This is a genomic window from Actinomycetes bacterium (genome assembly GCA_035506535.1).
In the GTDB taxonomy this organism is placed as follows: Bacteria; Actinomycetota; Actinomycetes; order DATJPE01; family DATJPE01; genus DATJPE01.
The window spans coordinates 1-24,035 of the sequence record DATJPE010000041.1 but is presented as its reverse complement, the minus strand read 5'-3'; the positions used below and the strand labels follow the sequence as shown (position 1 = coordinate 24,035).

Genomic DNA, 24,035 nt, shown 5'->3' with positions numbered 1-24,035 from the left:
GACCCCTACGCCTGGCTGTCCGACCGTGACCGACCGGACACCGCCGCCTATCTTGCGGCGGAGCGGACCTACTACGAGACCGCGACCGAACACCTTCGCTCCCTCCGGGGCGAGCTCTTCTCCGAGATGCGGAACCGGCTGCTGTCGACTGACGAGTCAGTCAGGTGGCGCCGGGGACCCTATGTCTACTCCACCCGAACCGTCGAGGGGGCGGACTACACGCAGTTGTTGCGGCGAGAGGCAGGCTCTGCCGACGAATCCACGCCCAAGGTGGTGCTGGACGAGAACGATCTTCTGCGCGGCGGGAGCTACCTCGCTACCGGGGTGGTCGAGCCGAGCCCGGACGGGCGCCTGCTCGCCTACTCGGTCGACCACACGGGCGACGAGGTCTTCCGCCTGCACTTCCGGGACGTCGACCGCGGGGTCGACCTGGACGAGGTGATCCCTCGCAGCTACTACGGCGCGGCATGGTCGGCCGACTCCTCGACGTTCTTCTACACCGTTCACGACGAGGCCTACCGTCCCTTCCAGCTGTGGCGGCACCGCATCGGCACCCCAGCGGAACGAGACGTGCTCGTCCTCGCCGAGGACGACGAGCAGTTCGAGCTCACGGTCGAGAACTCCCGGTCAGGTCGGTACGTGGTCATCGCATCCAGCAGCCGCGACACCACGGAGGTCCACCTCGTCAGCGCGGACGAGCCGACCTCTGCCCCGGTTCTGGTCGAGGCCCGGCGCAAGGGCGTGGAGTACGCCGTCGCGCACGCGCCCCGCCCGGACGGTGACGTGCTGCTCATCGTGACGAACGACGGCGCGACGGAGTTCCGCCTCGTCCGCGCGCCGGTCGAGAGCCCTGGTCGGGATTCGTGGGAGGAGCTGGTCGGCGAGCACCCGCTCGAGCGCCTCGCCTCGGTGGACGTCTTCTCGGGCCACGTCGTGCTGACCCTGCACACCCAGGGCCGTCAAGTGCTGCGCATCGTCCCGCGCGACGGTTCCGAGACCGCCCTCGACGTCGACTCCGGCGACCCGGCCGCCTCCATCGCCCTGTGGCGCAACGAGGACCCTGATGCGACCGAGGTGACCGTCGTCGTCGAATCCTGGGTCTCACCACCCGTCTGGTACGCCGTCGACCTGGACACCGGTGCCCGGCGAGAGCTCAAGCGCCTCGAGGTCCCCGGGTTCGACCCGTCGCGTTATGTCTCCGAGCGCCTCGACGTCGCGTCGGCCGACGGTGTCCGCGTGCCCGTCACGATCAGCCGTCGGCGTGACGTGGATCTCGACGGGACCGCGCCGTGCCTGCTCTACGGGTACGGCGCCTACGAGTCCTCCTCGTGGCCGGAGTGGGAGAACCCGGTGGTGTCTCTGCTCGACCGCGGGGTCGTCTACGCGGTCGCGCACGTGCGCGGTGGTGGGGAGTGCGGGCGGTCCTGGTGGCTGCACGGCTGCCTGGCCGAGAAGCAGAACACCTTCGAGGACTATCTCGCCGTCGCTGACCGGCTGGGCGACGGCCTCGTGGACCCCGACCGGATCGTCAGCCGCGGGCTCTCCGCGGGAGGGCTGCTCCAGGGCGCGGTGTTCTCCCAGCGGCCCGACCGCTGGCGGGCGGTCGTCGCCGAGGTGCCCTTCGTGGACGTGGTGACCACGATGCTCGATCCATCGGTGCCGCTTACGCCGGGCGAATGGGACGAATGGGGCGATCCACGCCGCCCGGCCGACTTCGCCGTCCTGCTGGCGTACAGCCCCTACGACAACCTGCCCGCCGCGGGAGGTCGTCCCGACCTGCTCGTCACGGGCGCCGTGCACGACGCCCGGGTCATGTACTGGGAGCCGGCGAAGTGGGTGGCCGCCCTGCGGGCGAGCGACCCGGAGTGGTCACCGCGCTGCCTGTTCCGCATCGAGACGGGCGTGGGCTCCCACGTGGGGCCGAGCGGACGATATGGACACCTCGCCTACGAATCCGAGGTGCTGGCCTGGGTCCTTGACCGCCTCGGCAGGCGGTGATCGCCCGTCGAGGACGCGGACGGGAGGTGAGCCGGGCGAGGGAACGTGGTGGCGGGACGCCTCGTTGGCTCGCTAGCGTCGGGCCCCGGCGATCCGGAGGAATGTCGCCCTGACCCGGTACCGTTGTCTGAGAGAAGTCTGTGAGTCTCGAGCCAGGCGACCGGCGTCCGCCCTCCCCGGGGTGGTCCGGAACCAGTCGACCGCGCCGGGGTGGCTCGAGCGGGGTGCACGTGGGCGAGGAGACGGACATGGCGGCGCAGCAGCCACAGCAGGCGGGTGTGGTCGCCCGCCGGGCGCGGCGCCGTTTCGTTCTCACCGAGGTCGCTCTCATGGGCGGCCTCTACGGGCTGTACACCCTGGCCCGCGACATGGCCATGCACAACCTCGACCGGGCGACTGACTTCGCGCACCAGCTGGTGGCCCTCGAACGGCTGCTGGCCATCGCCATCGAGCCCCAGGTCAACCACTGGGTTGATGCGCGCGCGTGGATCGCCGTGCCCTTGTGCTTCTGGTACGCGAGCCTGCACTACCTGGTCACCCCGTTCGTGCTCGTGCTGGTCGCGCGGAAGCGACCCGATCTCTACGGATCGGCCCGCACGAGCGTGGTGCTCGCCACCTTGGTGGCCCTCGCCCTCTACTGGACGCTGCCGACGACGCCCCCGCGCCTGCTCGGGGACGGGCAGTACGTCGACACGATGCAGCACTACGCGAGCTGGGGCTGGTGGGGCAACCAGGGGTCCGCGCCCGGTCCCGCCTCGTGGACCAACGAGTACGCGGCCTTCCCGTCCATGCACGCGGGCTGGGCGACCTGGGTGGCGATCCAGCTCACCCGGATGTACCCCAGACGATGGCCCGCCGTCGCGGGCTGGCTCTACCTGATGGGCACGGCTTTCGTCGTGATCGGCACGGGCAACCACTACGTCATCGACGTCATCGCCGGCGTCCTCATCGTCGTGATGTGCCACCTGGTGAGCCTGCGCATCCCCTCCCGCTACCTCATGCTCGGGACCTGGGAGAGCCAGGCCCTGGTCGACCTGCGCATCGCCGCTGCCGCCGACACGGTCAGCGGGACGCATCGGTGGAATCGTCGAGGCGGTCCGGTCGACCTGCGCACTCCGCGGCAGCGTGAGCTCGACCGGTTCCTCGCCGGGTTGTCCACCTCGGTGGAGCCGGACCGCCAGCGCGAGGGGCGCGGGCAGGACCCCCCGCGGGCCTGACCGGGCCCCCCGGCAGGCGACCGCTCAGAAGGCCCCTGCTCCGGAGAGCACCACCTTGACGGTGCGCGCGAGGATGACCAGGTCGAGTGCGGGCGACCAGCGCTCGACGTAGTCCAGGTCGAGCTGCATGCGCTCCTGCCAGCTGGTCTCCTTGCGCCCGGAGATCTGCCAGAGGCCGGTCAGGCCAGGCTTGGTGAGGTGCCTCCGCTGGTCGGCGTCGTCGAGCAGGTGGGCCTCCTCCAACAGCATGGGCCGCGGCCCCACGATCGACATCGACCCGCTCAGCACGTTGATCAGCTGCGGGAGCTCATCGAGGGACCACCGGCGCAGGAAGCGGCCGACCGGCGTGACCCTGGGGTCGGTGCGGTAGCGGTCGGGCATGTCAGGGTCCGGCTGGCCCAGCACGTCCTGGCGCATCAGGTGCGCGCCCTCGACCATGGTGCGGAACTTCACGAACCGGAAGGTTCGCCCACCCCGGCCGATCCGCTCCTGGACGAAGAACACCGGGCCGCGGCTGGTCGACGTGACGGCGAGCGCGATGAGCAGCATCAGGGGGAGCAGCAGCACCAGCAGGGTGGCGGCGGCGACCCGGTCGACGGCGGACTTGAGGAAGCGCTGGGGGCCGGAGAGGCGGGGCTCGTCGAGGTGGAGCAGGGGCAGGTCGGGAGCCGCGCGCGAGACGAGCCGAGGCCCGAAGATCGCGAGCAGGTCGGGCGCGACCATCAGGTCGATCCGCGGTCCCTCCAGGTGCCAGGCGAGCCGGCGCAGGGTCTCGGGGTGCAGAGTCGTGGAGCGGGCCACCGTGACCGCGTCGATCCGTTCGGTGTGCAGCAGCCGGTCCAGGTCCTCCAGCCACTCGCCTACCGGGGCAGCCGGCTCGGGGGGGTCGAGGACGGCCGCGACCGTGAAGCCGGCCTGGGGTTCGCGGTCGAACGTCGCGACGAGCCCGGTGCGCTCCTGCGACGACCCCACGACCAGGGTGCGGTGCAGCATCTGGCCGCGGGCGCGACGCGACCGCAGCCACCGCCGCATCACTCGCCTGCCCAGGAGCAGCAGGGCAAGGCCGACCGGGATCGTGACGGCCACGAAGCCACGGGAGATGCTCGCCTTGAGCAGATAGGAGGTCGTCGCGATCGTGGCCAGTGCCACGGCGGTGCCGCTGGCGACCCGCTTGAGCTCCTCGCTGCCGGTTCCGAGGACCCGGGTGTCGTAGGCGCCCCGGAACGCGAGCACCACCAGCCACGCCACCACGAGCAGCAGCGAGGCCTCGACGTAGGTGACCCGGTCGAACCCCGGCTCGGCGTGCACGCCGAGGCTGTGGAAGCGGGCGGCGACGCCGACGCCGGCGGCGGCGAGCACCGCGATCGCGTCCATCACCAGGCAGCGGGCCTGGTAGGCGCCGAGGACGTCACGGCGACGGCTTCGGACCGGCGAGGGAGCCACGTCGGTACGTCGCCGGTGCGTCCCGTCGACGCTCATCCGAGAGGCTCCTCACTGGCGGCGGTCCCTGGTTGCCGACCTGCCGAGTACTTCGGCCTCGGCCCCCGCGGTCTGAAGCCCGAAGCACGCGGGTGAGAGCATGCGGGGATGGCCGAGCCAGGGCCGTTCCGGCTGCTCGTGGTGTGTGCCGGCAACGTCTGCCGCAGCCCGGCCGCCGAGCTCCTGCTGCGCCCCCGGCTGGCGCCTGGGGGCATCGAGGTGGGCAGCGCCGGCCTCGTCGCGCCGCAGGGGGCCCCCGTTCACCCGTGGACCGCCGAGGCGCTGGCCGCCCTCGGGGTGGACGCGGGCGGCCACGAGGCCCGCCGGCTGCTGCCCGACCACCTCCAGCTGGCCGACCTCGTGCTCGTCGCCACGCGCGAGCTGCGGGCGGAGACGGTCCAGCTCTGGCCGCCAGCGGTGACCAGAGCCTGGACGCTGCTCGAGTTCGTGCGGCACGCCGAGGCGGCGTACGGGCAGCTCGCCGCCGCGGCCCCACTGCCGGATCCGGGCGCCCCACGCCTGGTGGCCCTCCGGGACACCGCGTCGGCCCTCCGGGGGACCCTGCCGCGGGTGCCGCCGGACGCCGACGACCTGCCCGACCCGATCACCGGGGGCCGCGCCGACCACCAGGCCGTCGTCGCCCGGATCTCCGTGGCGTGCGATGCGTTGGTCCGCGTGGTCGGCCAGGACCCGGCGCGCTAGCGCCCGCGGCGCTTGGCCCCGGCGGTGATCGTCTGCGCGCCGTTCTCGTTGATCCGCGGACGGTTCGCGTCGGTCGCGGTGTAGTAGCCATAGCCGTACTCGTAGCCGTAGTTCTGGCCGCCGCCGCGGCGGGGGACCCGGTTGAGCAGCACCCCGACGACCCTGCCTCCGACCTTGGTGACCGCGTCGGCGGCGGCCTCGAGCTGGTCGCGGCGGGTGTGGCCGTAGCGAGCCACGATCAGCGCGCCGTCGCACACGGTGGACAGGACGGCGGCGTCGGTCACGGGCAGCAGCGGCGGCGCGTCGAGGATCACCACGTCCGCATGGGCGCCGAGCAGCGTGACGAGCTCGGCCATGGGCCGTGAGCCCAGCAGCTCGGAGGGATTGGGCGGGATGGGCCCACTGGGCAGGACCTTCAGCGGCAGGTTGCCCCATGTCTGGAGCACGTCGCCGACCGACACCTGGCCGAGCAGGACGTTGGTGAGCCCGACGGCGCCCTCGACCCCCAGGTAGTCCGCCGTACGCGGGCGACGCAGGTCGGCCTCCACCAGCAGGACGCGCGCCCCGGTGCGTGCGAAGGCGATCGCGAGGTTGCAGGCCGTCGTCGACTTGCCCTCGTCGGGGATCGCCGAGGTGATCACGACGGAGCGGACCGAGCGCTCGACGTCGACGAACTGCAGGTTCGTCCGCACCTGGCGGTAGGCCTCGGCGCGTGGGTTGCCCTGGTCGGCGCTGATCAGCGGCCGAACCCGGGCCTCGCTGTCCTCAGGGACGATGCCGAGGACAGGGCTGCCCGTGAGCCCGGTCATCTCCTCCGGCGTCTTCACGGTGGTGTCCATGGACTCGCGCAGGACCGCGGCTCCCACGCCGAGGGCCAGCCCGACGAGCAGGCCGAGGGCGAGGTTGATCTTCGGGCGCGGCGAGACCGGGACGGTCGGCAGGCCCGCGTACTTGACGACGGTGGCCGTGACCAGCGGGGTCGAGCCGCTCGGCGTCTCCAGGCGGCTCACCACCTGGGTGAACTGGACGGCGACGGCGTTGGCGATCCGTTGCGCCTGGCGCGGGTCGTGGTCGGAGACACTGATGTTGAGCAGCACGGTGTCGAGCGGGTTGGTCGCGCTGATCTGGGAGGCGAGCTGGTCGTCGCTCACGGACAGGTGCAGCTGCTTGATCACCGGGCTGGTGACGATCGGGGTGCTGACGATGTCGGCGTAGGACTTCACCCGCTGCTGGGTGAAGCTGCTGCCCTGAAAAGCCGAGCTCAGGTCCTCAGCCGTGGCCCTCGCCGAGACGAAGAGTTGGGCATGGGCGGCGTAGACCTTCGGCGACAGCGCCGTGATGGCGGCCGCCCCGAGCATGCCCAGCAGGACGCACACGCTGATGATGCGCCAGCGCTTGCGCATCAGGCGCATGTAGTCGCGGAGGTCCAACCCGCACGTCCTCTCATCGAGTGCGCAGGCAAGGCTACCCGCTCGAGCGCGGCACACCGCCGCAGCGACGTGCGCAGGACACCCGCGCGTGGGCACCGCGCCTCGCGGCCCGGCCGGCGTCGCGGGGGCCTTCTGGTCCTCGTGCTCGCCGGCGCCGTGCTCGTCGTGGCACTGGCCTGGGCGGGTGTCACCGCCCTGCTCGCCCGCGGCGCTCTCGAGGACGCCCAGGGACATCTCGACGCGGCGCGGGCGGCGGCGGTCCGGCAGGACTTCGCAGTGGCCTCCGAGCAGGTACGCGCGGCCGCCGGACCGGCTCACCGGGCCCGCCGCCTGACCTCCGGACCGCTCTGGGCGCTCGGTGGGCGCCTCCCGCTGACCGGCCCCACGGTGCGGGCCGTCACGGTCTCCGCGCGACAGGTCGACGTCCTGGCGACCCGCGTCCTCCCCGAGGTGCTGCAGGCGGCGCAGGAGGCGGCTCCGGACCGGCTGCGTTCCTCGGTGGACACCATCGACCTGGCGCCCCTGGCGGCCGCTGCTGCGCCGCTCGCGGACGCGGACAGCGCCCTGGCCCAGGTGCGGGCGGCGCTGTCGGGACAGGGGCGCGGTGTCGTGGGGCCGGTTCGGCGCGGTCTGACCGGCCTGCAGGGCTCGGTGGCCGACCTCGCGGCGTCGGTGCATGCCGCCGCCCTGGCGGCTCGGCTGCTCCCGCCCATGCTCGGCTCCGCCGGCCCGCGGGAGTACCTCCTGGCGTTCCAGAACCCCGCCGAGGCCCGCGGCACCGGTGGGCTGGTCGGCGGCTACGGCGTGCTGGACACGGACCACGGGAGGCTGTCGGTGCAGAGCCTCGGCACCGACGCCGACCTGACCGGCCTGCCGAGCGTGCCCGCCTCGCTGGGCGCGGACTACACCGCGCTCTGGGGATCGGACCCCGCGCTGTGGGTCAACTCCAACGAGAGCGCGAACTTCCCGTTCGGGGCCGAGATCTGGCTCGATGCCTGGCAGCGCCAGCACGGTCGACGCCTCGACGGGGTCGTCGCGCTCGACCCCGAGGTGCTCTCCGCTCTGCTCGGCGTCACCGGTCCGGCGCGGCTGCCGGACGGCGAGCAGATCAGCGCCGACACCGTCGTGCGCCAGACCATGCAGACGGCGTACGTGCGGTTCGCGGCCGACCCGGCGGCGCGGAAGACCTACCTGACGACGGTGTCCGCGGCGGTCGTGCGGCGCCTCCTCGGGACGACAGGAGACACCTCCGCCATGCTGCGCGCCCTCGGCTGGGCCGCCGGCCAGCGCCGCCTGCTCGTGTACTCCTCCCACCCCGACGAGGAGCGGGCGCTCGCGGGCCAGCCGATCGCGGGCACCCTTCCGGACGGGCCGGGACCGTCGGCGCTCGTAGCGGTCAACAACGCGGCCGGCAACAAGCTCGACTACTACCTCGACCGCCGCATCAGCTACCGGGGCAGCGTCTGTCGCTCGGGGGGCATGCGTCCGACGCGGATCGAGCTCGACCTGACCAACACCGTCGCACCCGACGCCTCGCTGCCCGACTACGTGGTCGGGGTGCTGGGGGCCCATGCGGCCACGGCCGCGGAGCGAAACGACGACAAGGTGACGGCGGGCTTCTGGCTGAGCCCCGACGCACTGGTCCAGCAGGTGCTCGTCGACGGTCATGCCGCCGCGTTCGGCCTGGGTCGTGAGGCCGGGCACCCGGTCGTGCTCACCACGCTGACTCTGCAGCCTCGGGTCACGCACACGGTGGTCGTCTCGATGCTCGAGCCGGCGACGTCCGCCACCGCTCGACTGGTCGTCCAGCCGCTGGTACGCCCGGCGACGACCTCGGTGAGCGTACCGACCTGCTCCTGACCGCGGGCGCGGGTGCGCTCTCCGCGCTACGGTCCCGGCCCCGGCCTGCCGATAACCAGCTCACTGCAAAGGCTCAGGAGTCTCGAGCCCCGGGGTTGAAGGAGGCAGCCGGATGGCGCTGCGACGTGTCCTCGTGGCCGCTCTCGCGGTGGTCGCGGCAGGTCTGGCGCTGGCTGGGCCCGCCGGGGCCGGCACGTACCCGCCGAGCGCGCCGGAGCACCAGCGCGTGGTGTCCCACGGCGTCATCTACGGGGGCCAGGACAAGGGCGCCCTGCTCGTCTCCTGCTCGGGCTCGCGAGCCCATACCGTGAGCGAGGGCGCCTTCTTCCGGATCGAGGTCTGCGGCTTCGTGCCGGCGACGGACATCTCCCTGGACGTCGACCCGCCGCAGGCCGGCCGGACCCACGTCGGCAGCCTCGTCGCCGACGGGAACGGGGCGGTGGTGGGCGGTCCCTTCGCGCTCACTGACCCCGGCCACTACGCGTTCTACTTCACCGGCACCCTGGGCAGCAGCTCGGCCCTCGGGGTGGGCGGCCTGCACGCCCGGGGGCTGTCTCGGGTCTTCGCCGACCCGACCACCGTCGAGGTCGACATCACCGTCACCGGGGCGGGCGTGATGCCGCACACGGGTGGTGACGGCGGGGCGCACACCGCTCTCGTCTGGGGCGCCGGGCTGGTGGCGCTCGGGTCCGCGCTCGTACTCGCAGTCAACCGGCGTCGGCGGGCCGGCGTGGCGCACGCCTGAGCCCGCGCTCAGCCGGACTTGCGACGGAACTCCCGGCGTCCCACGCTCTGGTTGTGCGACGGGCCTAGGCCCTTGTTGTCCTCGTGGTCGGCGCTGGCATGCTCCGCGGCCTTCTTGCGGTCCAGCGCCTCGCGGTAGCGGCGTCGGGTCTCGTCATCAGCGGCCGGCTTCTTCGCTGCATCGCTCATGACCCAAAGGCTAGCCTCCCGTCATGGCCGATCCTGAGGGCGTGAGCACCTATCTCGTCGTCGACGGCGAGAACATCGACGCCACCCTCGGCAACAGCGTCCTGGGGCGACGCCCCAACCCGGAGGAGCGGCCGCGCTGGGAGCGGGTGCGCGAGTTCGCGGAGGCCCTGTGGGACCAGCCGGTCAAGGGGCTGTTCTTCCTGAACGCGAGCGCGGGCACCTTGCCCATGCCGTTCGTGCAAGCGCTGCTCGCCATGGACTACCGGCCGATCCCGCTGTCCGGAGCGGCGGGGGAGAAGGTCGTCGACATCGGCATCCAACGGTTGCTGGGCGCGCTCGAGGATCGTCCCGGCGACGTCCTCCTGCTCAGCCACGACGGCGACTTCCTGCCCGAGATCCGCCGGCTCCTCGGCACCGGCCGCCGGGTCGGGCTCATCGGCTTCCGCGAGTTCGTCAACGCGGGTTTCACCGAGCTGGCCGAGCAGGGCCTTCGCGTCTACGACCTCGAGACCGACGTCCGCTGCTTCAACACCGCGCTCCCGCGCGTCCGCATCATCCCGCTGGAGGAGTTCGACCCGCTCGCCTACCTCTGACCCCGGAGGTGCGGGCTTCCGTCACCACTCCTCACCAGATGACCGGGAAGTCCGGGTCGGTCATGGCGCCCGCGAGCGCCACGTCCCAGGCCGGCAGCGGCGTGAGGCCGGCCTCCAGCCAGCGACGGTGGCCCAGGACGGACCAGGTCGGGCGAGCCGCCGGTCGCGGCTGGTCGGCGGTGGTCACTGGTCGGATCCTGGCGGGGTCCGCCCCGAGGAGCGCCGCGATCGCTCGCGCCTGGCCGAAGCGGGTGGTGTGGCCGCCGGCCGTGACGTGGTGGATGCCGGAAGGCCCGTTCTTCTGGACCAGCTCGAGGATCGAGGTCGCGAGGTCCCTGGTCCAGGTGGGCGTCCCGATCTGGTCGTCGACGACGTCAACGGTGGGACGCAGGTCGAGGGCGCGCCGGATCGCCTGGATGAAGCCCTTGCCGCGAGGGCTGTAGACCCAGGAGGTACGCACGACCCACGACTCCGGGTCCGCTCCGAGGACTTCGAGCTCGCCGTCGCGCTTGGTCCGCCCGTAGACGCTGATCGGGTCCGTCGGATCGTCCTCGTCGTAGGGCCTGCCGGCGGCGTCGCGCCCCGAGAAGACGTAGTCGGTGGAGATGTGCAGCAGCCGTCCGCCCTCCTCGGCGGCAGCCGCCGCGAGCAGCCCCGGCGCCACGGTGTTCACCGCGTGGGCCAGCTCGGGCTCGCTCTCGGCCCGGTCCACGTCGGTGTAGCCCGCCGCGTTGACGACGACATCGGGCCGGTAGGTGTGGACGACCGCTCGCACCGCGCGCTCGTCCGTGACGTCGAGGTCGGCGTGGCCCAAGGCGATGACCACGATCGAGCGCGACCGCAGCAGCCCGACGAGCTCGTTGCCGACCTGGCCACCCGCCCCGGTCACCAGCCAGCGGGCGCCCCTCACGGTGCCCCCACCAGCAGCGGGCGCCACCATGCCTGGTTCGTGCGGTACCACTCGATGGTCTCGGCCAGCCCGTCGGCGAAGGTGTGCCGCGGGCGGTAGCCGAGGGCGCGCACACGTGCGTCGTCGAGTGCGTAGCGGCGGTCGTGCCCCGGGCGGTCCGCGACGTACTCGACCTGGTCCCACCCCGCGCCCATCGCGTCGAGGATCCGCTGGGTGAGCGCCTTGTTGGACAGCTCCTCGCCTCCGCCGATGTTGTACGCCGCTCCCGCGACCCCGTGCTCCACCACGAGCTGGACGCCCTGGCAGTGGTCGTCGACGTGCAGCCAGTCACGGACGTTGCCGCCGTCGCCGTACAGCGGCACCGTCCGGTGCTCGAGCAGCCTGGTGACGAACAGGGGGATGAGCTTCTCGGGGAACTGGTACGGGCCGTAGTTGTTGGAGCAGCGCGTGCTCGACACGTTGAGGCCGTACGTCCGGTGGTAGGCGCGGACCATGAGCTCGGCACCGGCCTTCGACGCGGCGTACGGCGAGTTGGGCAGGAGGGGTGCCTCCTCGGTCCACGCGCCGACGTCGATCGATCCGTAGACCTCGTCGGTCCCGACGTGCACGACCCGCTCCACCCCGTGACGCAAGCAGGCGTCCAGCAGCGTCTGCGTCCCGACCACGTTGGTCAGGACGAAGGCGGCCGGCCCGTCGATGCTGCGGTCGACATGGGTCTCGGCAGCGAAGTTCACCACGACCTGGTGGCCGGGAATCGTCGCGTCGAGTGCCGCGACGTCGCAGACGTCACCGCGCACGAAGCGAAACCGCGGATGGTCGGCGACGGACGCGAGGTTGGCGCGGTTCCCTGCGTAGGTCAGCGCGTCGTAGACGGTCACCTCGGCGTCCTCCCAGCCGGGGTAGCCGCCGCCGAGCATCGTGCGGACGTAGTGGGAGCCGATGAAGCCCGCTCCCCCCGTCACGAAGATCCGCACGGCGGCCAGCCTACTGAGACGGGCATGAATCGGCTCGGGTCGACGCACGCTCGTGGTCCGGGGCGACGGCGGCACCTGGCACTAGCCTGCCTCGGGTGAGCATGCGGCGTGGCCGGCTGTGAGAGGCATCGTCCTCGCCGGCGGGACCGGGAGCCGGCTGTCGCCGCTGACGCGAGGGGTCAGCAAGCAGCTCCTGCCGGTCTACGACAAGCCGATGGTCCACTACCCCCTCTCGACGCTCATGGCGGCCGGCATCCGCGAGGTCGTGGTGATCACCACCGCCGACGACGCGGCCGCGTTCAGGCGACTTCTCGGGGACGGGTCGGAGCTGGGCATGCGCCTCGAGTACGCCGTGCAGGAGCGCCCCGACGGGCTCGCCCAGGCGTTCCTCATCGCCGCGGACTTCCTCGACGGGGCAGCCGCCGCGCTCGTCCTCGGTGACAACGTCTTCCACGGCCCGGGTCTCGGGACCAGCCTCGCCCAGCTCACCGACCCGCCGGGCGGGCACGTCTTCGCCTACCGGGTCGCCGACCCCTCCTCGTACGGCGTCGTCGAGTTCGACCCCGATGGCCGCGTGCTGTCCATCGAGGAGAAGCCGGCGCGTCCGCGCAGCTCCTACGCCGTGCCCGGCCTGTACTTCTACGCCGCGGACGTCGTGGACATCGCGCGCACGATCACGCCCTCGGCTCGAGGGGAACTCGAGATCACCGACGTGAATGAGCGCTATCGGCGCGAGGGACGGCTGGCTGTCACGGTGCTTCCCCGTGGTACCGCCTGGCTGGACACCGGCACCTTCGACTCGCTGCACGACGCCGGGAGCTTCGTCCGGACCCTCGAGGACCGGCAGGGGCTCAAGGTCGGCTGTGTGGAAGAGGTGGCGTGGCGCAACGGGTGGATCGACGACGACGCCCTGAGGGAGCTCGCCCTGCCGCTGCGACCAAGCGGCTACGGCACCTACCTGCTCGGCCTGCTGGAGGAGGGCCGGTGAGCGCGGCCCGACCCTTGGCGGTCGCGGGCGCGTGGGAGTTCACCCCGACGGTCCGCGCCGACGAGCGGGGCAGCTTCGCGGAGGTCTACGCCGGCGTGCCGTTCGCCGAGGCCGTGGGCGGCGCCTTCCCCCTCGCCCAGATGAACGTGTCGCTGTCACGACGGGGGACGCTGCGGGGACTGCACTACTCGGTCGTGCCTGGGGGCCAGGCAAAGTACGTGACCTGTACGGCGGGCGCCGTGCTCGACGTGGTCGTCGACCTGCGCCTCGGCTCCGATGCCTTCGGCACCCATGACGCGCTGCGCCTGGACGACCAGCTGCGCAACGCGGCTTACCTTCCGGCGGGCCTCGGCCACGCGTTCCTGGCCCTGACCGGGACCGCGACGGTGGCCTACCTGTGCTCCTCGCCGTACTCGCCCGAGCACGAGTTCGCCATCACGCCCTTTGACGCCGAGCTCGCGCTGCCGTGGCCCGCCGAGGCCGCCCCGTACGTGCTGTCGCCACGTGACGCCGAGGCGCCCACGTTGGCCGAGGCTCGCGCGGCGGGCCGCCTGCCGAGGATCTGAACCGGCCGAGACTCGCTCGGCTCAGGCCAGGGAGTCGGCGGAGCGCTGCTCCGCAGGGAAGGAGGCGAGGCTGCCGCCGGGGATGGTCGGGAGGCCCGCGCGACGCCACGCCGAGAACCCGCCCGCCACGTCCGTGGCCCGGCGGATCCCGAGGTCCTGCAACGCCGCAGCGGCCAACGAGGAGGTGTAACCCTCCTGGCAGAGGATCACCACGTGCAGGTCGTAGGCCGCGACCGGCAGCCGCGCGTCGCTCGTCGGGTCGAAGCGCCACTCCAGGACGTTGCGCTCCACGATCAAGGCGCCCGGGACCTCGCCGTGGCACTCGCGCTGCGCGACCGGGCGGATGTCGACCAGCACCGCGCCCTCGGCCAACGCCTCGGCCGCCGCAGCCGGTTCCAGGCGCACCAGCCTGCTCCGTGCCTGGGCAAGCACGGCCTCGATCGAGCGCGCCGACGTCATCGTGCTCACCAGTCCACCCCCGCCCGCTCGATCCCCAGGGTCGCGAGGGAGGTCCCGACCACCGAGTAGGTCGTCATCGTCGCGATGGCCGGTGAGTACACGTGCACACTCACCGCGGGCTCGGTCCCGGTGTTGGTCACGCGGTGGACGTGACGGGCGGAGAACGTTCGCAGCCGGCCGACGTCGAGCCGTCGCACGGGCGGGTCGTCGGCCCGGCGGAACCCGTACGTCTCCTCCGTCAGCGCGCCTCTCACGACGACGAACGCGCCCGCCGACCCGCCGTGGTCGTGGATGGCGGTTCCCTGCCCGGGCAGCCACGTGAGCACCCACGCCTCCCAGCCGGGAGCGACGAGCAGGCGCTCGTGGACGCGAGTGGTGGGGTCGAAGCGGACGAGGGGCTCCCACAGCCTCGGCTCACCGGCCAGCGCCCGGGCCGCCTGTGGCGGCTTGGCGAAGGGCGCGATCGCGGCCAGCGGCGCCGTCTCGAGGATGCTCATGCCGCGCTCCCCGTCCGCGCCAGGGCGGCGGGGCGGTAGCGGTACCCGACGCGGTGCACGGTCTCGATGCTGGAACGCAGCGGCCCGAGCTTGGTGCGAAGCCGGGCGATGTGGGTATCGACGGTCCGCGAGGGCAGCGGCGTGGACCAGCCCCAGACCAGGCGGAGGAGCTGGGCGCGGGAGTGCACGCGCAGCGGGTGGGCAACCAGATGGGCGAGCAACTCGTACTCCAGGTAGGTCAGCTCGAGCGGCTGACCATCGACGTAGGCGAGGCGCTGATCGGCCTTGATGGCCACCACCGCGGAGCGCTGCTCCGCGTGGACGGGATCGGCGGAGCGGTCCGCGGTGTGTGCGGAGGTCATCGAGAACAACCTTCCCGGGGTTGGGGGTGGCCGCGGCGGGCCACCCGGCGTCAGAGGACTTCGTCGAGGCGACCGGTCGCGACGTCGAAGACGAAGCCGCGGACCGAGTCGGTGAGGGGGATGAAGGGACTCGCCTTGATGCGGGCGATCGACTGGCGGACGTCGGTCTGCAGGTCGGCGAACGCCTCCGCGGCCCACGGAGGCTTGATGCCCGTCTCCTCCTGGATCGTGGCTCGGAAGCCGTCGTCGGTGAAGGTGAGCATCCCGCAGTCGGTGTGGTGGATGAGGATGATCTCGTTGGTGCCGAGCAGGCGCTGGCTGATCGCGAGCGAGCGGATCTCGTCGTCGGTCACGACTCCGCCGGCGTTGCGGATGACGTGCGCCTCGCCCTCGGCCAGTCCGAGGATCCGGTACACGTCCAACCGCGCGTCCATGCACGCCACGACCGCAACCTGCCGGGAGGGCGGGAGCGGCAGTGGTCCGCTGAAGGTCTCGGCGTAGCGACGGTTGTTCTCGAGGTACTCGTCGGTCACGGACATGGGGATCTCCTGTTTCCATCGTTGGACGGGGATGCTGCGTCCGACCCGGGACGGCGCGATGAGCGCCCGCTCAGCGGTCGGCGCCACACAGCGCCGGGCACGCGGACGCGTGCCGGCGCGGGCAGGCGCGCCTCGACATCAGGGCCGGCGTCAGGTCAGCCGGCTGCGGCGAGGGCGATCAGACCAGGCGACAGCGGGCGCTGGCGTGCCGGACCAGGTCCACGTGCACGCGCGCCACCAGGAGCTCTCCTGCGCGGGTCATGGGCCTACGGTCCCTGGCGGATGGTTGCGCTGTCAAGCACGGCGCACCGCTGCTCGATGTCGACCGGGCGGTCGAGGCGAACCCCTCCGTAGGGTGAGCCCGGTGGACCTGGGCGTGCTCCTCACCGTCTTCGGGGTGACCCTGATGGCGGAGCTGCCGGACAAGAGCCTCTTCGCCTCCCTCGTGCTCGGGACCAGGTTCCGGCCGCTGTGGGTCTGGCTCGGGGTCGCCGCGGCCTTCGCCGTCCACGTCACGATCGCGGTGATCGCCGGACGATTGGTCACCCTCCTGCCGCACCGGCTGGTCCTCCTCGTCGTCGCGGTGCTCTTCGCGGCCGGGTCGGCGTACCTGCTCCTCGGGTCGGAGGACGAGACCGAGGCCGAGGCCGAGGAGTCGGCAGAGGAGGCGGTCGCAGAAGCGGGGGGGAGGCTGAAGCTGGCGCGCACGGCCTTCCTGGCGTCCTTCGGGGTGATCTTCGTCGGCGAGTTCGGCGACATCACCCAGATCACGACGGCGAACTTCGCAGCCCGCTACGACGACCGCGCCGCCGTGTGGTTGGGCGCCTTCGCCGCGCTGTCCGGGATCGCCGCGGTCGCGATCTGGGCCGGTCGTGGGCTGGTCCGCGCCGTCGATGTGGCCCTCGTGCGTCGTGTCGCCGGCATCGTCTTGGCGCTCCTGTCCGCGCTCACGGTCGTGGAGCTGGTCCGCGGGTAGGCACTCAGCCGAAGACCACCAGCAGCAGCACCGTCACCGCGACGCCGGTCAGGACCACGCCGAGCAGCGCCAGCACCGGCGTGTACGGCAGGGGCGCGCCGGTCCGCATCGCCCGCTCGTTGGCCTTCCAGTGCCAGTACGCGAGCCCGGCGACCACGATGCCGGTCGCGGCCAGCACGCCGCCCACGGTGCGCCGTACCCAGTCCGGGCCGAGGTTCGTCGCGAGCTGGACGATGCCGACCGCGCCGGCGAGCAGGGCCAGCGCGGTGCGGACCCAGGCGAGGAAGGTGCGTTCGTTGGCGAGGGAGAACCGGTAGTCGGGATCGCTCCCCTCGCTGTGCCAGCGTCGAGCCACGAGACCGAAACTAGCGGTGTGCGAGACTCCGCGGCGTGCAGGTCACGGTCCGGACGGTCCACGAGCTCGAGGAGCTCGACGCGGTGCGTGCACTCTGCGACGCGGTGTGGCCCAGCCCCGAGGAGGGGACCCAGGTCACCTCGAACCTGATCCGGGCCATCGACTTCTCCGGTGGTCACGTCGGGGCGGCCTACGACGGCGCCGACCAGCTCGTCGGCGCGACGGTGGCCCTGCTCGGCCGGCACCGCGACGAGCAGAGCGGCGAGTGGGTGACGTATCTGCACTCGCACATGGCGGCGGTCTCCCCGGAGGCACGCGACCTGCACGTCGGGTCGGCGCTGAAGCAGCACCAGCGGGAGTGGTGCCTCGCCGGCGACATCGAGGAGATCCGCTGGACCTACGACCCGCTGGTACGCCGCAACGCTCGGTTCAACCTGGTCCGGCTCGGCGCGGACGTGACGGCATACCTCCCCGACTTCTACGGGGCCATGCCGGACGCGCTCAACTCCGGCGACCGTACCGACCGGCTTCTCGTGTGCTGGCAGCTCTCCTCGCAGCGAGCGGCGGAGGCGGCAGCCGGGCTGCTGGCCCCGCTCTCGGTCGAGGAGCTGCGGGAGTCAGGCGCGGTGGACGCGCTCTACATCCGCCACGGCCTGCCCCAGGTGAACGAGGAAGCTTGGTCCGATGAGGAGGTGCTGCTCGTGCCCGTCCCCCCTGACATCACCGCGCTGCGTGCGCTCGACGCCGATCTCGGGCTGCGCTGGCGCCTCGCCGTGCGTGCGGTGCTCGAGCCCGCCCTTGGGGCCGGCCGCCCGATCGCCGGCGTCACCAGCGAGGGCCACTACGTCCTGGGCCCGGTGCCGTGATGCGCATCGCCGCCGTGGAGCTGCTGCGGGTTCGCCTGCCGCTGGTGCGGCCGTTCCGCACCTCCTTCGACCTCGAGCTCGATCGCGACGCCCTGCTCGTTCGGGTCCGTACCGAGGGCGGTGTCGACGGCTGGGGTGAGTGCGTGGCCCCGACCTGGCCCGGGTACTCCTCCGAGTACGTCGACGCGTGCGTGCCGTTGATCCGCGACCACCTCCTGCCGCGCGTCTGGACGGTGACCGACGCCGTCGCCGCCAAGGCTGCCATGGGCCCGGTGCGTGGCCACCCGATGTCCAAGGCCGCTGTCGAGACGGCCGTCCTGGACGCGCAGCTGCGCGAGGAGGGCCGCCCGCTCGCCGCCTACCTGGGGGCCGTCCGGGACCGCGTGGACTGCGGGGTGTCGGTGGGGATCCCCACCGAGGACGAGGCGGACCCGATGGGCTCGCTGCTCGCCGAGGTCGGGGAGTACGTCGACGCGGGCTACCGCCGGATCAAGCTGAAGATCCAACCGGGGTGGGACCTGGACCCCGTGGCCCGGGTCCGGGAGCGCTGGCCCGCGATGCCGCTCCAGGTCGACGCGAACGCCGCCTACCGGCGCGACGACCTTCCTCACCTCGCGCAGCTCGACGCCTATGACCTCCTGCTCGTCGAGCAGCCCCTGCCCGAGGACGACCTGATCGGCCATGCGCGGCTGGCGCAGCTCATGCGCACCCCGGTGTGCCTCGACGAGTCCGTCGTGTCGGTCGCCGGTGCGGACACCGCGATCACCCTCGGTGCCGCCGGGGTGATCAACATCAAGCCGGGGCGCGTCGGGGGCTACCTGGAGTCGATCGCGATCCACGACCTGTGCCGCTCGGCCGGGGTCCCGGTCTGGTGCGGGGGCATGCTCGAGACCGGGATCGGTCGGGCCGCCAACCTCGCGCTCGCGGCCCTGCCCGGGTTCACCCTGCCAGGGGACACCAGCGCGTCCGACCGCTACTACGCGCGGGACATCACCGAGGCGTTCGTCCTGCACGACGGGCGCATCGACGTCCCGACCGGACCGGGCATCGGCGTCGAACCCGTCGGGATCGACGCCCTCGTCGACTGGCGCGAGGAACACCTCGCACCCTGAGCCGCTCGCCGATACTGGAGGTGTGCCGGAGGCCGGACCCACACGGGAGAACGCCCTGGTCCGTGGCTTCAGGTCGATCGGACGGGGGGCACGGGCCGGCACGCGCGGCGCCCTCCGCGTGACCCGGGCGGCGCGTGGGCGGCTGCGTGCCGGCGGTGCTGGGGCATCCGGGCTCGCCGACCTGGTCGAGCTCTGCGCGATCAATGCGGCGGCTGACGCCTTCGTGGCGGTTGCCCTTGCCAACACGGTCTTCTTCGACGTGCCCCTCGGCCAGGCCCGTGGCCATGTCGGCCTCTATCTGCTCGTGACCATGGCGCCCTTCGCCGTCCTGGCCCCGGTGATCGGGCCGCTGCTCGACCGCCTGCACAGTCGCCGGCTGGGACTGGCGATCACCCTCGCGGCCCGCGTGGCGGTCGCCTGGTTCCTCGCCACGAGGACCGGGACCGTCGAGCTCTACCCGCTCGCGCTGTTCTTCCTGGTCTCCTCGAGGGCCTTCGGGATCGCCAAGGCGGCGGTGGTCCCCCGAGCTCTTCCCGAGGGGGTGACGCTGCTGACCGCCAACTCCCGGGTCTCCCTGCTGATGGCCGTGGGCGCCGGGGTCGCCGTCCCCGTCGGTGTCGGCATCAACGCCCTCGTCGGCGTGACCGGGCTCCTGCGGGTGGCCGCCGTCGTGTACGCCGTCAGCGTGGTGCTGTCCCTCCGGCTGCCCAAGGCGGTCGATTCCAATGCGGGGGAGCGGCCGGCCACCGGGCTGCCGCTGCAGACCCTCGGGGCGCAGCGGCGCCAGGGCAGCCTCGGGGGGATGCCCGCCGCGTTGCGCGGAGCCCTCCCTCTGCGGGCGCTCGCCGGCTTCCTCGTCATCTTCCTGGCGTTTCGGCTCAGCGCCGGCCACGGGCACGCGGCCAAGGGCGGGCTTGCGCTGCTCGCCTTCGCGGTGCTCGTGGGGCAGTCCGCGGGGATCCTCATCGGCAACCGGCTCGGCCGGCGACGCCCGGAACTGCTCGTCACCTCGAGCTTGGTCACCTCCGTGATCGTGCTCACCCTGGGTGCGCTGACCTATTCCAAGACGGTCGCCCTGATCGTCGCCTTCGCCGGGACTCTGCTCGCCGCGCTGGCCAAGCTGGGGCTCGACGCGGTGATCCAGCGCGATGTCGACGAACGCATCCGCAACTCCGCCTTCGCGCGCTCGGAGACGGCCCTCCAGCTCGCCTGGGTCGGCGGAGGCGCGATCGGGCTGGTCCCCTGGACCGGTACGGAGGGTCTGACGATCGCCGCCCTCGGCATGCTCGCGGGATCGGTGGCGGCGGTCCCCGGGTTGCGCCGAGCCGCCAGGGACCGCCGGGCCGCGCTGGCCAGACCGGAGTCCGAGGTCGAGACGAGCCCGCCGTGAGCGGAGTGGTCACGGTCCTCGAGGTGGGTCGGCGGCGCACCTTCGCCAGCGCCCTGGACTGGCCGGGGTGGTCGCGCAGCGCCCGCTCCGCGGAGGCTGCGGTCGAGACGCTGGCGGCGTACGCGCCCCGCTACGCTCCCGTCGTCGTGGCGGCGGGTCTGCCCTTCGACCCGCCGGGCTCCTTCGACGTCGTCGAGACGTTGCCTGGCGACGCTGGCACCGACTTCGGAGTGCCCGGCGCCGTCGCCGCGCTCGAGAGGGCCGACCTCACCGCTGCGGAGGCGAACGGGCTCGCCGACCTCATGGTGGCGGCTTGGGCCTACCTGGTGGAGGTGGGGCGGACCGCGCCGCCGGTGCTGCGCAAGGGTCCGCGCGGGGGCGGTCGGGACCGCGACGCCATCCTCGCCCACGTGTGGGACGCCGAGGCCGCGTACGCCCGCCGGGCGGGGCTGCGCCTGACCACGGCCGAGTCGCGGGAGCGCCCCGTCCTGCACGCCGCTCTGGTGGCGGCTGTCAGGAGCGCGCGGTCAGGCGCGCCGACGGGCGAGAAGCTCTGGCCGGTGCGCTATGCGGTGCGGCGCGTGGTGTGGCACGTCCTGGACCATGCCTGGGAGATCGAGGACCGCAGCGAGGCGACCCCGTAGGCTCGATCCGTCATGATCGGAAGCGGAAGCAGCAGACGGACCACGGCCCTGCTCGACGTGCTCGCGGCCTCGCACGCCCGGCTGCGTGAGCTCGTGGAGCCGCTGGCCGAGGCCGAGCTGGACCGGCCGGCGTACCCGCGCGAGTGGTGCCTCGCTCAGGTGGTGTCCCATCTCGGCTCCAGCGCCGAGGTCTTCGGCCTGTTCCTCGACGCGGGGCTGGAGGAGCGGCCGCTGCCCGGGCTGGACCGGATCCGCCCCGTCTGGGCGGCATGGGGGGCCAAGCCGCCCGCCGACGCGGTCCGCGACGCGCTGGTGGCCGACCAGGCGCTGCTGGCCCGCTTCTCCGGCCTGGGAGAGCAGCGCCGAGAGGCCTGGCGCCTGCACATGTGGGACGGCGACACCGACTATGCGGGGCTGCTGAGGATGCGGCTGTTCGAGCACACGGTGCACAGCTGGGACGTCGCGGTCGCCCTCGACCCCGGCGCGAGGCTGGCGGGCGACGCCGTGCCGCTGCTGGTCGATCACCTTGGCCCCATCACCCGCCGGACCGCGCTCCCGCACGAGCCGGCCAGGATCCGGGTCGACACGACCGACCCCGACCGCGTCCTGCTGCTCGACCTGGGGGAGACCGGCGACATGCGCGCCTGGGACAGCGGTGAGGTCCAGGGCCGGCTGCGGATGCCGGCCGAGGCGTTGATCCGGCTCGTCTACGGACGGCTGGCCACCGACCATGCGGTGGCAGTCGATCCGGTGTGGGTCGACCTCGACGGGCTGGAGCTGGCCGACCTCGTGGCGAGCTTCAGCGGTCCCTGACCGGGCTCGCCGCGAGGCCGGCCGGCGCCGCGGCGAGGGCGGTCTCGATCGCCGCGACCAGCATGCGAGCCGCATCTTCGCTCAGTTCCAGGGCGATGCGCGCGGACGGCCCCTGAGCGGGGTCGGCCAGGTCGATGTTCAGCGTGTGCACCGCCGGCGCGTGGTAGGGGTGGTCGACGTACACGCTGGCCCGGGTGAAGCGGAACCAGCCGGCGGGTCCCTTCCCGCTGCCCTCGAGGTCGACGACCTCCGTGCGGTAGGTGCACATCAGGCAGCCGCCTCGAGGGTGGTGCGGAAGAACCTGTCGATGCGCCGCCACCCGTCGACGGCCGCCTCGGGCCGGTAGCTCACCCGGTCGACGGCGAAGAAGCCGTGCCCCGCCCCCTCGTAGGTGTGGAAGTCGTAGGACTTGCCGAGCCGATCGAGCTCGGCCGCGAGCGTCGCCGTGTGCTCGGGCGCCGGGTGGGCGTCCTCGGCGCCGAACAGGCCCAGCAGCGGGCAGGCGAGGTCCGCGGCGCGGTCCAGCAGCGGGCGGAACGGCGGCAGGCCGTCGCGTACGGGCTCCACCACGAACGCGCCGTAGCAGTCCACGGCCGCCTGCAGGTCGAGGCTGCAGGCGGCGAGGAAGGCCTGTCGGCCCCCCGAGCAGTAGCCGATCACACCGACCCGCCCGGCGGCGCCGTCGAGGGATCGCAGGTACGCCGCCGCGCCTGCGACGTCACCCACGAGACGCTCGTCCGGCACGCCGCCGAGCGCGCGGACCGTCGCGGCCGCGTCGTCCGGCTCCGCACCCGGCGCCTCCCGCGAGTACAGGTTGGGGCAGACGGCGGCGTAGCCGAGGCTGGCGAAGCGACGGGTGATCTCCTTGGTGGCCGCGTCGTAGCCCGGCATGTGGTGGATCACCACGACGCCGCCGTACCCCGTCCGCCCCAGGGGTCGGGCCAGATACGCCTCGATGCGGTCCGACCCTGATCCGGTGATCTCGACGCTTCGCGCCTCCAGCGGGATATCCATGGCCCTGTTCTATTGCCCGGGGGCCATGGATGCCACCGCGCCGCCGGACGCGCCTACCGTCCGGCGATCTCCAGGGATTCGAGGTTGCGCAGGACCTCCTCGGCGTAGTGGGTGAAGACGCGCTTGCCGAGAAGCCGGAACAGGGTCCCGAACATTCGTCCGCGGGGCCCGGAGCGGAACTCGCGGACCCAGACCATCTCGATCACGCTGCCTGAGGAGTCGGGCTCGACGCGTAGCACCCAGCGGCTGCTGCTCGGCTCGTACACGTTCGAGTCGACCACGGTGGCCGTCACGACGCCCGGCGTCGCCCAGTCGTAGCGGCAACGTTCCCAGTTGAGGCCGATCCCCGTGGGCGTGCCCTCGGTGACGTCGGCCGAGTCCGGATGGAGGTTGTGGACCTCGAGGTGGTCGGTGGAGACCGCCGGGAAGACGTCCGCGCGCCGGGCCGAGAAGTCGCGGCCGGCCGCGAGCACGACCTGAGGCGCGAGCTGGCTCGACAGCGTGACGTGGACGGTGGCCATCGATCACATCCCGGAGCTCGCCCGGCGGCCGAGGAAATCGATCGTCGTCTCGATCGCGGCCGGCGGGAGGTAGTGGCCGTGGCCGGGGAGGATCGCGAGCTCCCCGTCCGGGAGGCTCCGGTAGGCCGCTACGGCTTGCTCGACTGGGCAGAACTCGTCGCGGTCCCCGCAGAGGATCAACGTAGGTGCCGTGACCCTCGCCAGGTCGGAGTTCGTGTAGCCGGGGAAGGTGGCCACCCTTTCCCAGGTCAGTCGCAGGTAGGTGCGCCAATGGCCTTCGCCCTGGCCTGAGTCCTGATCGCGCTTCATGAGCTCGAAGATCGGGCGCATCTGCTCAGATGCCTCGAACTGGCGCGCGGCAACGTCAGGGTTCGGCTCCGTGGCGTCGGGGCTGCCGCCGAGGATCTGGCGCATCATCGCTGCGGTGGGCGCCGCTGGGTCGAAGACGTCGAAGCCCGCGTCGTTGACGATCGCGCTCACCGCCGCCGGGTGCCGGATGCCGAGGATGGTCGCGGTGATCCCACCCTCGCTGAAGCCGACAACGGCTGCACGTTCGAGTCCGAGCGCATCGATAAGTGCCGCGACGTCGTCCGCCAGGACGTCGAAGGTCATCGGTCCCCCGGTGTGCCGGGTGCGTCCGCACCCGCGGGTGTCCGGCGCGATCACTCGGAAGTGTGCGGCGAGTGCCGCCATGTGCGAGGCATAGGCGATCGGGATGCCGGCCCACAGCGGGTTGGTCGAGACCACTCCGCCGTGCAGGAGCACGAGGGGGTCGCCCCCACCCTGTTCGATGTAGTGGATGCCGATGCCGTTCGCCTGGACGGTACGGGCCTCGGC

At 72.5% G+C, this 24,035-nt stretch carries 27 protein-coding genes and 1 pseudogene; 14 read left to right on the top strand and 14 right to left on the bottom strand.

Features of this window, described 5'->3' with window-relative positions; genetic code table 11:
• The coding region (locus tag VMI11_06810; protein HTY72121.1) for a prolyl oligopeptidase family serine peptidase at nt 1–1,998 on the top strand (1,998 nt) is incomplete at its 5' end.
• Nucleotides 1,999–2,246: 248 nt separating this feature from the next.
• Nucleotides 2,247–3,215 (top strand): phosphatase PAP2 family protein, encoded by a 969-nt coding sequence (locus tag VMI11_06805; GenBank protein HTY72120.1) that lies wholly within the window; start codon nt 2,247–2,249, stop codon nt 3,213–3,215.
• A 24-nt stretch (nt 3,216–3,239) separates the two neighbouring features.
• On the opposite strand, the gene VMI11_06800 is transcribed toward VMI11_06805, so the two are convergent.
• Nucleotides 3,240–4,694, bottom strand: a complete 1,455-nt coding sequence (locus VMI11_06800) for a sugar transferase (GenBank protein ID HTY72119.1) — start codon at nt 4,692–4,694, stop codon at nt 3,240–3,242.
• Nucleotides 4,695–4,802: 108 nt separating this feature from the next.
• Here VMI11_06800 and VMI11_06795 point away from each other — a divergent pair, with 108 nt between their 5' ends.
• Nucleotides 4,803–5,396, top strand: a complete 594-nt coding sequence (locus tag VMI11_06795) for a low molecular weight phosphatase family protein (protein ID HTY72118.1) — start codon at nt 4,803–4,805, stop codon at nt 5,394–5,396.
• Here VMI11_06795 and VMI11_06790 read toward each other — a convergent pair.
• Entirely contained in the window at nt 5,393–6,826 is a 1,434-nt protein-coding gene (locus VMI11_06790) for a polysaccharide biosynthesis tyrosine autokinase (GenBank protein ID HTY72117.1), read from the bottom strand. The two genes, VMI11_06795 and VMI11_06790, sit on opposite strands and share 4 nt — an antisense overlap.
• 141 nt (nt 6,827–6,967) lie before the next feature.
• Between VMI11_06790 and VMI11_06785 the strand changes: the two genes are divergently transcribed.
• Together VMI11_06785 and VMI11_06780 are read left to right on the top strand one after the other, a co-directional pair.
• Nucleotides 6,968–8,686 carry a DUF4012 domain-containing protein gene (locus VMI11_06785; protein HTY72116.1) on the top strand — a complete coding sequence of 573 codons (1,719 nt, stop codon included), beginning with the start codon at nt 6,968–6,970 and terminating at the stop codon, nt 8,684–8,686.
• A gap of 112 nt (nt 8,687–8,798) precedes the next feature.
• Nucleotides 8,799–9,431 (top strand): hypothetical protein, encoded by a 633-nt coding sequence (locus VMI11_06780; protein ID HTY72115.1) that lies wholly within the window; start codon nt 8,799–8,801, stop codon nt 9,429–9,431.
• Between the two features lie 8 nt (nt 9,432–9,439).
• On the opposite strand, the gene VMI11_06775 is transcribed toward VMI11_06780, so the two are convergent.
• Nucleotides 9,440–9,619 (bottom strand): DUF5302 domain-containing protein, encoded by a 180-nt coding sequence (locus VMI11_06775; protein HTY72114.1) that lies wholly within the window; start codon nt 9,617–9,619, stop codon nt 9,440–9,442.
• Between the two features lie 23 nt (nt 9,620–9,642).
• On the opposite strand from VMI11_06775, the gene VMI11_06770 reads away from it, so the two are divergent.
• On the top strand, nt 9,643–10,212 hold the full coding sequence (locus VMI11_06770) for an NYN domain-containing protein (protein HTY72113.1): 570 nt from the start codon (nt 9,643–9,645) through the stop codon (nt 10,210–10,212).
• Nucleotides 10,213–10,243: 31 nt separating this feature from the next.
• On the opposite strand, the gene rfbD is transcribed toward VMI11_06770, so the two are convergent.
• Nucleotides 10,244–11,122 carry a dTDP-4-dehydrorhamnose reductase gene (gene rfbD, locus VMI11_06765; GenBank protein HTY72112.1) on the bottom strand — a complete coding sequence of 293 codons (879 nt, stop codon included), beginning with the start codon at nt 11,120–11,122 and terminating at the stop codon, nt 10,244–10,246.
• Nucleotides 11,119–12,096, bottom strand: a complete 978-nt coding sequence (gene rfbB / locus VMI11_06760) for a dTDP-glucose 4,6-dehydratase (GenBank protein ID HTY72111.1) — start codon at nt 12,094–12,096, stop codon at nt 11,119–11,121. Before rfbB ends, rfbD begins: the two co-directional genes overlap by 4 nt.
• Before the next feature lie 118 nt (nt 12,097–12,214).
• Between rfbB and rfbA the strand changes: the two genes are divergently transcribed.
• Nucleotides 12,215–13,084 carry a glucose-1-phosphate thymidylyltransferase RfbA gene (gene rfbA / locus VMI11_06755; protein ID HTY72110.1) on the top strand — a complete coding sequence of 290 codons (870 nt, stop codon included), beginning with the start codon at nt 12,215–12,217 and terminating at the stop codon, nt 13,082–13,084.
• A complete protein-coding gene (locus VMI11_06750; GenBank protein HTY72109.1) occupies nt 13,081–13,650 on the top strand; it encodes a dTDP-4-dehydrorhamnose 3,5-epimerase family protein in 570 nt (189 codons plus the stop codon). The genes rfbA and VMI11_06750 overlap by 4 nt, the downstream gene beginning before the upstream one ends.
• Before the next feature lie 21 nt (nt 13,651–13,671).
• On the opposite strand, the gene VMI11_06745 is transcribed toward VMI11_06750, so the two are convergent.
• The 4 genes and pseudogenes from VMI11_06745 to VMI11_06730 form a co-directional block, all read right to left on the bottom strand.
• On the bottom strand, nt 13,672–14,109 hold the full coding sequence (locus VMI11_06745) for a rhodanese-like domain-containing protein (GenBank protein HTY72108.1): 438 nt from the start codon (nt 14,107–14,109) through the stop codon (nt 13,672–13,674).
• A 5-nt stretch (nt 14,110–14,114) separates the two neighbouring features.
• The gene (locus VMI11_06740) at nt 14,115–14,606 is read right to left on the bottom strand and encodes a cysteine dioxygenase family protein (protein HTY72107.1); all 492 of its coding nucleotides are present in this window, start codon (nt 14,604–14,606) and stop codon (nt 14,115–14,117) included.
• Nucleotides 14,603–14,887: pseudogene (locus VMI11_06735) on the bottom strand (winged helix-turn-helix domain-containing protein). The gene VMI11_06740 and the pseudogene VMI11_06735 overlap by 4 nt, the downstream one beginning before the upstream one ends.
• Before the next feature lie 131 nt (nt 14,888–15,018).
• Complete coding sequence (locus tag VMI11_06730; GenBank protein HTY72106.1) at nt 15,019–15,507, bottom strand: carbonic anhydrase; 489 nt, start codon at nt 15,505–15,507, stop codon at nt 15,019–15,021.
• A 364-nt stretch (nt 15,508–15,871) separates the two neighbouring features.
• Between VMI11_06730 and VMI11_06725 the strand changes: the two genes are divergently transcribed.
• Entirely contained in the window at nt 15,872–16,483 is a 612-nt protein-coding gene (locus tag VMI11_06725; GenBank protein ID HTY72105.1) for a TMEM165/GDT1 family protein, read from the top strand.
• A 4-nt stretch (nt 16,484–16,487) separates the two neighbouring features.
• Here the strand turns inward: VMI11_06725 and VMI11_06720 are convergent, their stop codons facing one another.
• Nucleotides 16,488–16,838, bottom strand: coding sequence for a DUF202 domain-containing protein (locus tag VMI11_06720; GenBank protein HTY72104.1), 351 nt, complete (start codon nt 16,836–16,838; stop codon nt 16,488–16,490).
• Nucleotides 16,839–16,873: 35 nt separating this feature from the next.
• Here VMI11_06720 and VMI11_06715 point away from each other — a divergent pair, with 35 nt between their 5' ends.
• From VMI11_06715 to VMI11_06695, 5 genes are all read left to right on the top strand, one after another.
• A complete protein-coding gene (locus VMI11_06715) occupies nt 16,874–17,704 on the top strand; it encodes a GNAT family N-acetyltransferase (GenBank protein HTY72103.1) in 831 nt (276 codons plus the stop codon).
• The gene (menC, locus tag VMI11_06710; protein ID HTY72102.1) at nt 17,704–18,816 is read left to right on the top strand and encodes an o-succinylbenzoate synthase; all 1,113 of its coding nucleotides are present in this window, start codon (nt 17,704–17,706) and stop codon (nt 18,814–18,816) included. The genes VMI11_06715 and menC overlap by 1 nt, the downstream gene beginning before the upstream one ends.
• A 118-nt stretch (nt 18,817–18,934) precedes the next feature.
• Nucleotides 18,935–20,206, top strand: coding sequence for an MFS transporter (locus VMI11_06705; protein ID HTY72101.1), 1,272 nt, complete (start codon nt 18,935–18,937; stop codon nt 20,204–20,206).
• Complete coding sequence (locus VMI11_06700) at nt 20,203–20,850, top strand: hypothetical protein (GenBank protein HTY72100.1); 648 nt, start codon at nt 20,203–20,205, stop codon at nt 20,848–20,850. Before VMI11_06705 ends, VMI11_06700 begins: the two co-directional genes overlap by 4 nt.
• 12 nt (nt 20,851–20,862) lie before the next feature.
• Nucleotides 20,863–21,663 (top strand): maleylpyruvate isomerase N-terminal domain-containing protein, encoded by an 801-nt coding sequence (locus VMI11_06695; GenBank protein ID HTY72099.1) that lies wholly within the window; start codon nt 20,863–20,865, stop codon nt 21,661–21,663.
• Here VMI11_06695 and VMI11_06690 read toward each other — a convergent pair.
• The 4 genes from VMI11_06690 to VMI11_06675 form a co-directional block, all read right to left on the bottom strand.
• On the bottom strand, nt 21,650–21,931 hold the full coding sequence (locus VMI11_06690) for a DUF6295 family protein (GenBank protein HTY72098.1): 282 nt from the start codon (nt 21,929–21,931) through the stop codon (nt 21,650–21,652). The genes VMI11_06695 and VMI11_06690 overlap by 14 nt on opposite strands.
• A complete protein-coding gene (locus VMI11_06685) occupies nt 21,931–22,677 on the bottom strand; it encodes a dienelactone hydrolase family protein (protein ID HTY72097.1) in 747 nt (248 codons plus the stop codon). Before VMI11_06685 ends, VMI11_06690 begins: the two co-directional genes overlap by 1 nt.
• A 53-nt stretch (nt 22,678–22,730) precedes the next feature.
• Nucleotides 22,731–23,198 (bottom strand): hypothetical protein, encoded by a 468-nt coding sequence (locus tag VMI11_06680; GenBank protein ID HTY72096.1) that lies wholly within the window; start codon nt 23,196–23,198, stop codon nt 22,731–22,733.
• A gap of 3 nt (nt 23,199–23,201) precedes the next feature.
• Nucleotides 23,202–24,035: alpha/beta hydrolase (locus tag VMI11_06675; GenBank protein HTY72095.1), on the bottom strand; the 834-nt coding region annotated here is incomplete at its 5' end.

Coding starts and splice junctions, on each gene's coding strand:
- VMI11_06775 (HTY72114.1), bottom strand. CDS start 9,619: ATGAGCGATGCAGCGAAGAAGCCGGCCGCTGATGACGAGACCCGACGC.
- VMI11_06800 (HTY72119.1), bottom strand. CDS start 4,694: ATGAGCGTCGACGGGACGCACCGGCGACGTACCGACGTGGCTCCCTCG.
- VMI11_06680 (HTY72096.1), bottom strand. CDS start 23,198: ATGGCCACCGTCCACGTCACGCTGTCGAGCCAGCTCGCGCCTCAGGTC.
- VMI11_06780 (HTY72115.1), top strand. CDS start 8,799: ATGGCGCTGCGACGTGTCCTCGTGGCCGCTCTCGCGGTGGTCGCGGCA.
- menC (HTY72102.1), top strand. CDS start 17,704: ATGCGCATCGCCGCCGTGGAGCTGCTGCGGGTTCGCCTGCCGCTGGTG.
- VMI11_06745 (HTY72108.1), bottom strand. CDS start 14,109: ATGACGTCGGCGCGCTCGATCGAGGCCGTGCTTGCCCAGGCACGGAGC.
- VMI11_06730 (HTY72106.1), bottom strand. CDS start 15,507: ATGTCCGTGACCGACGAGTACCTCGAGAACAACCGTCGCTACGCCGAG.
- VMI11_06770 (HTY72113.1), top strand. CDS start 9,643: ATGGCCGATCCTGAGGGCGTGAGCACCTATCTCGTCGTCGACGGCGAG.
- VMI11_06805 (HTY72120.1), top strand. CDS start 2,247: ATGGCGGCGCAGCAGCCACAGCAGGCGGGTGTGGTCGCCCGCCGGGCG.
- VMI11_06740 (HTY72107.1), bottom strand. CDS start 14,606: ATGAGCATCCTCGAGACGGCGCCGCTGGCCGCGATCGCGCCCTTCGCC.
- VMI11_06685 (HTY72097.1), bottom strand. CDS start 22,677: ATGGATATCCCGCTGGAGGCGCGAAGCGTCGAGATCACCGGATCAGGG.
- VMI11_06695 (HTY72099.1), top strand. CDS start 20,863: ATGATCGGAAGCGGAAGCAGCAGACGGACCACGGCCCTGCTCGACGTG.
- VMI11_06690 (HTY72098.1), bottom strand. CDS start 21,931: ATGTGCACCTACCGCACGGAGGTCGTCGACCTCGAGGGCAGCGGGAAG.
- VMI11_06795 (HTY72118.1), top strand. CDS start 4,803: ATGGCCGAGCCAGGGCCGTTCCGGCTGCTCGTGGTGTGTGCCGGCAAC.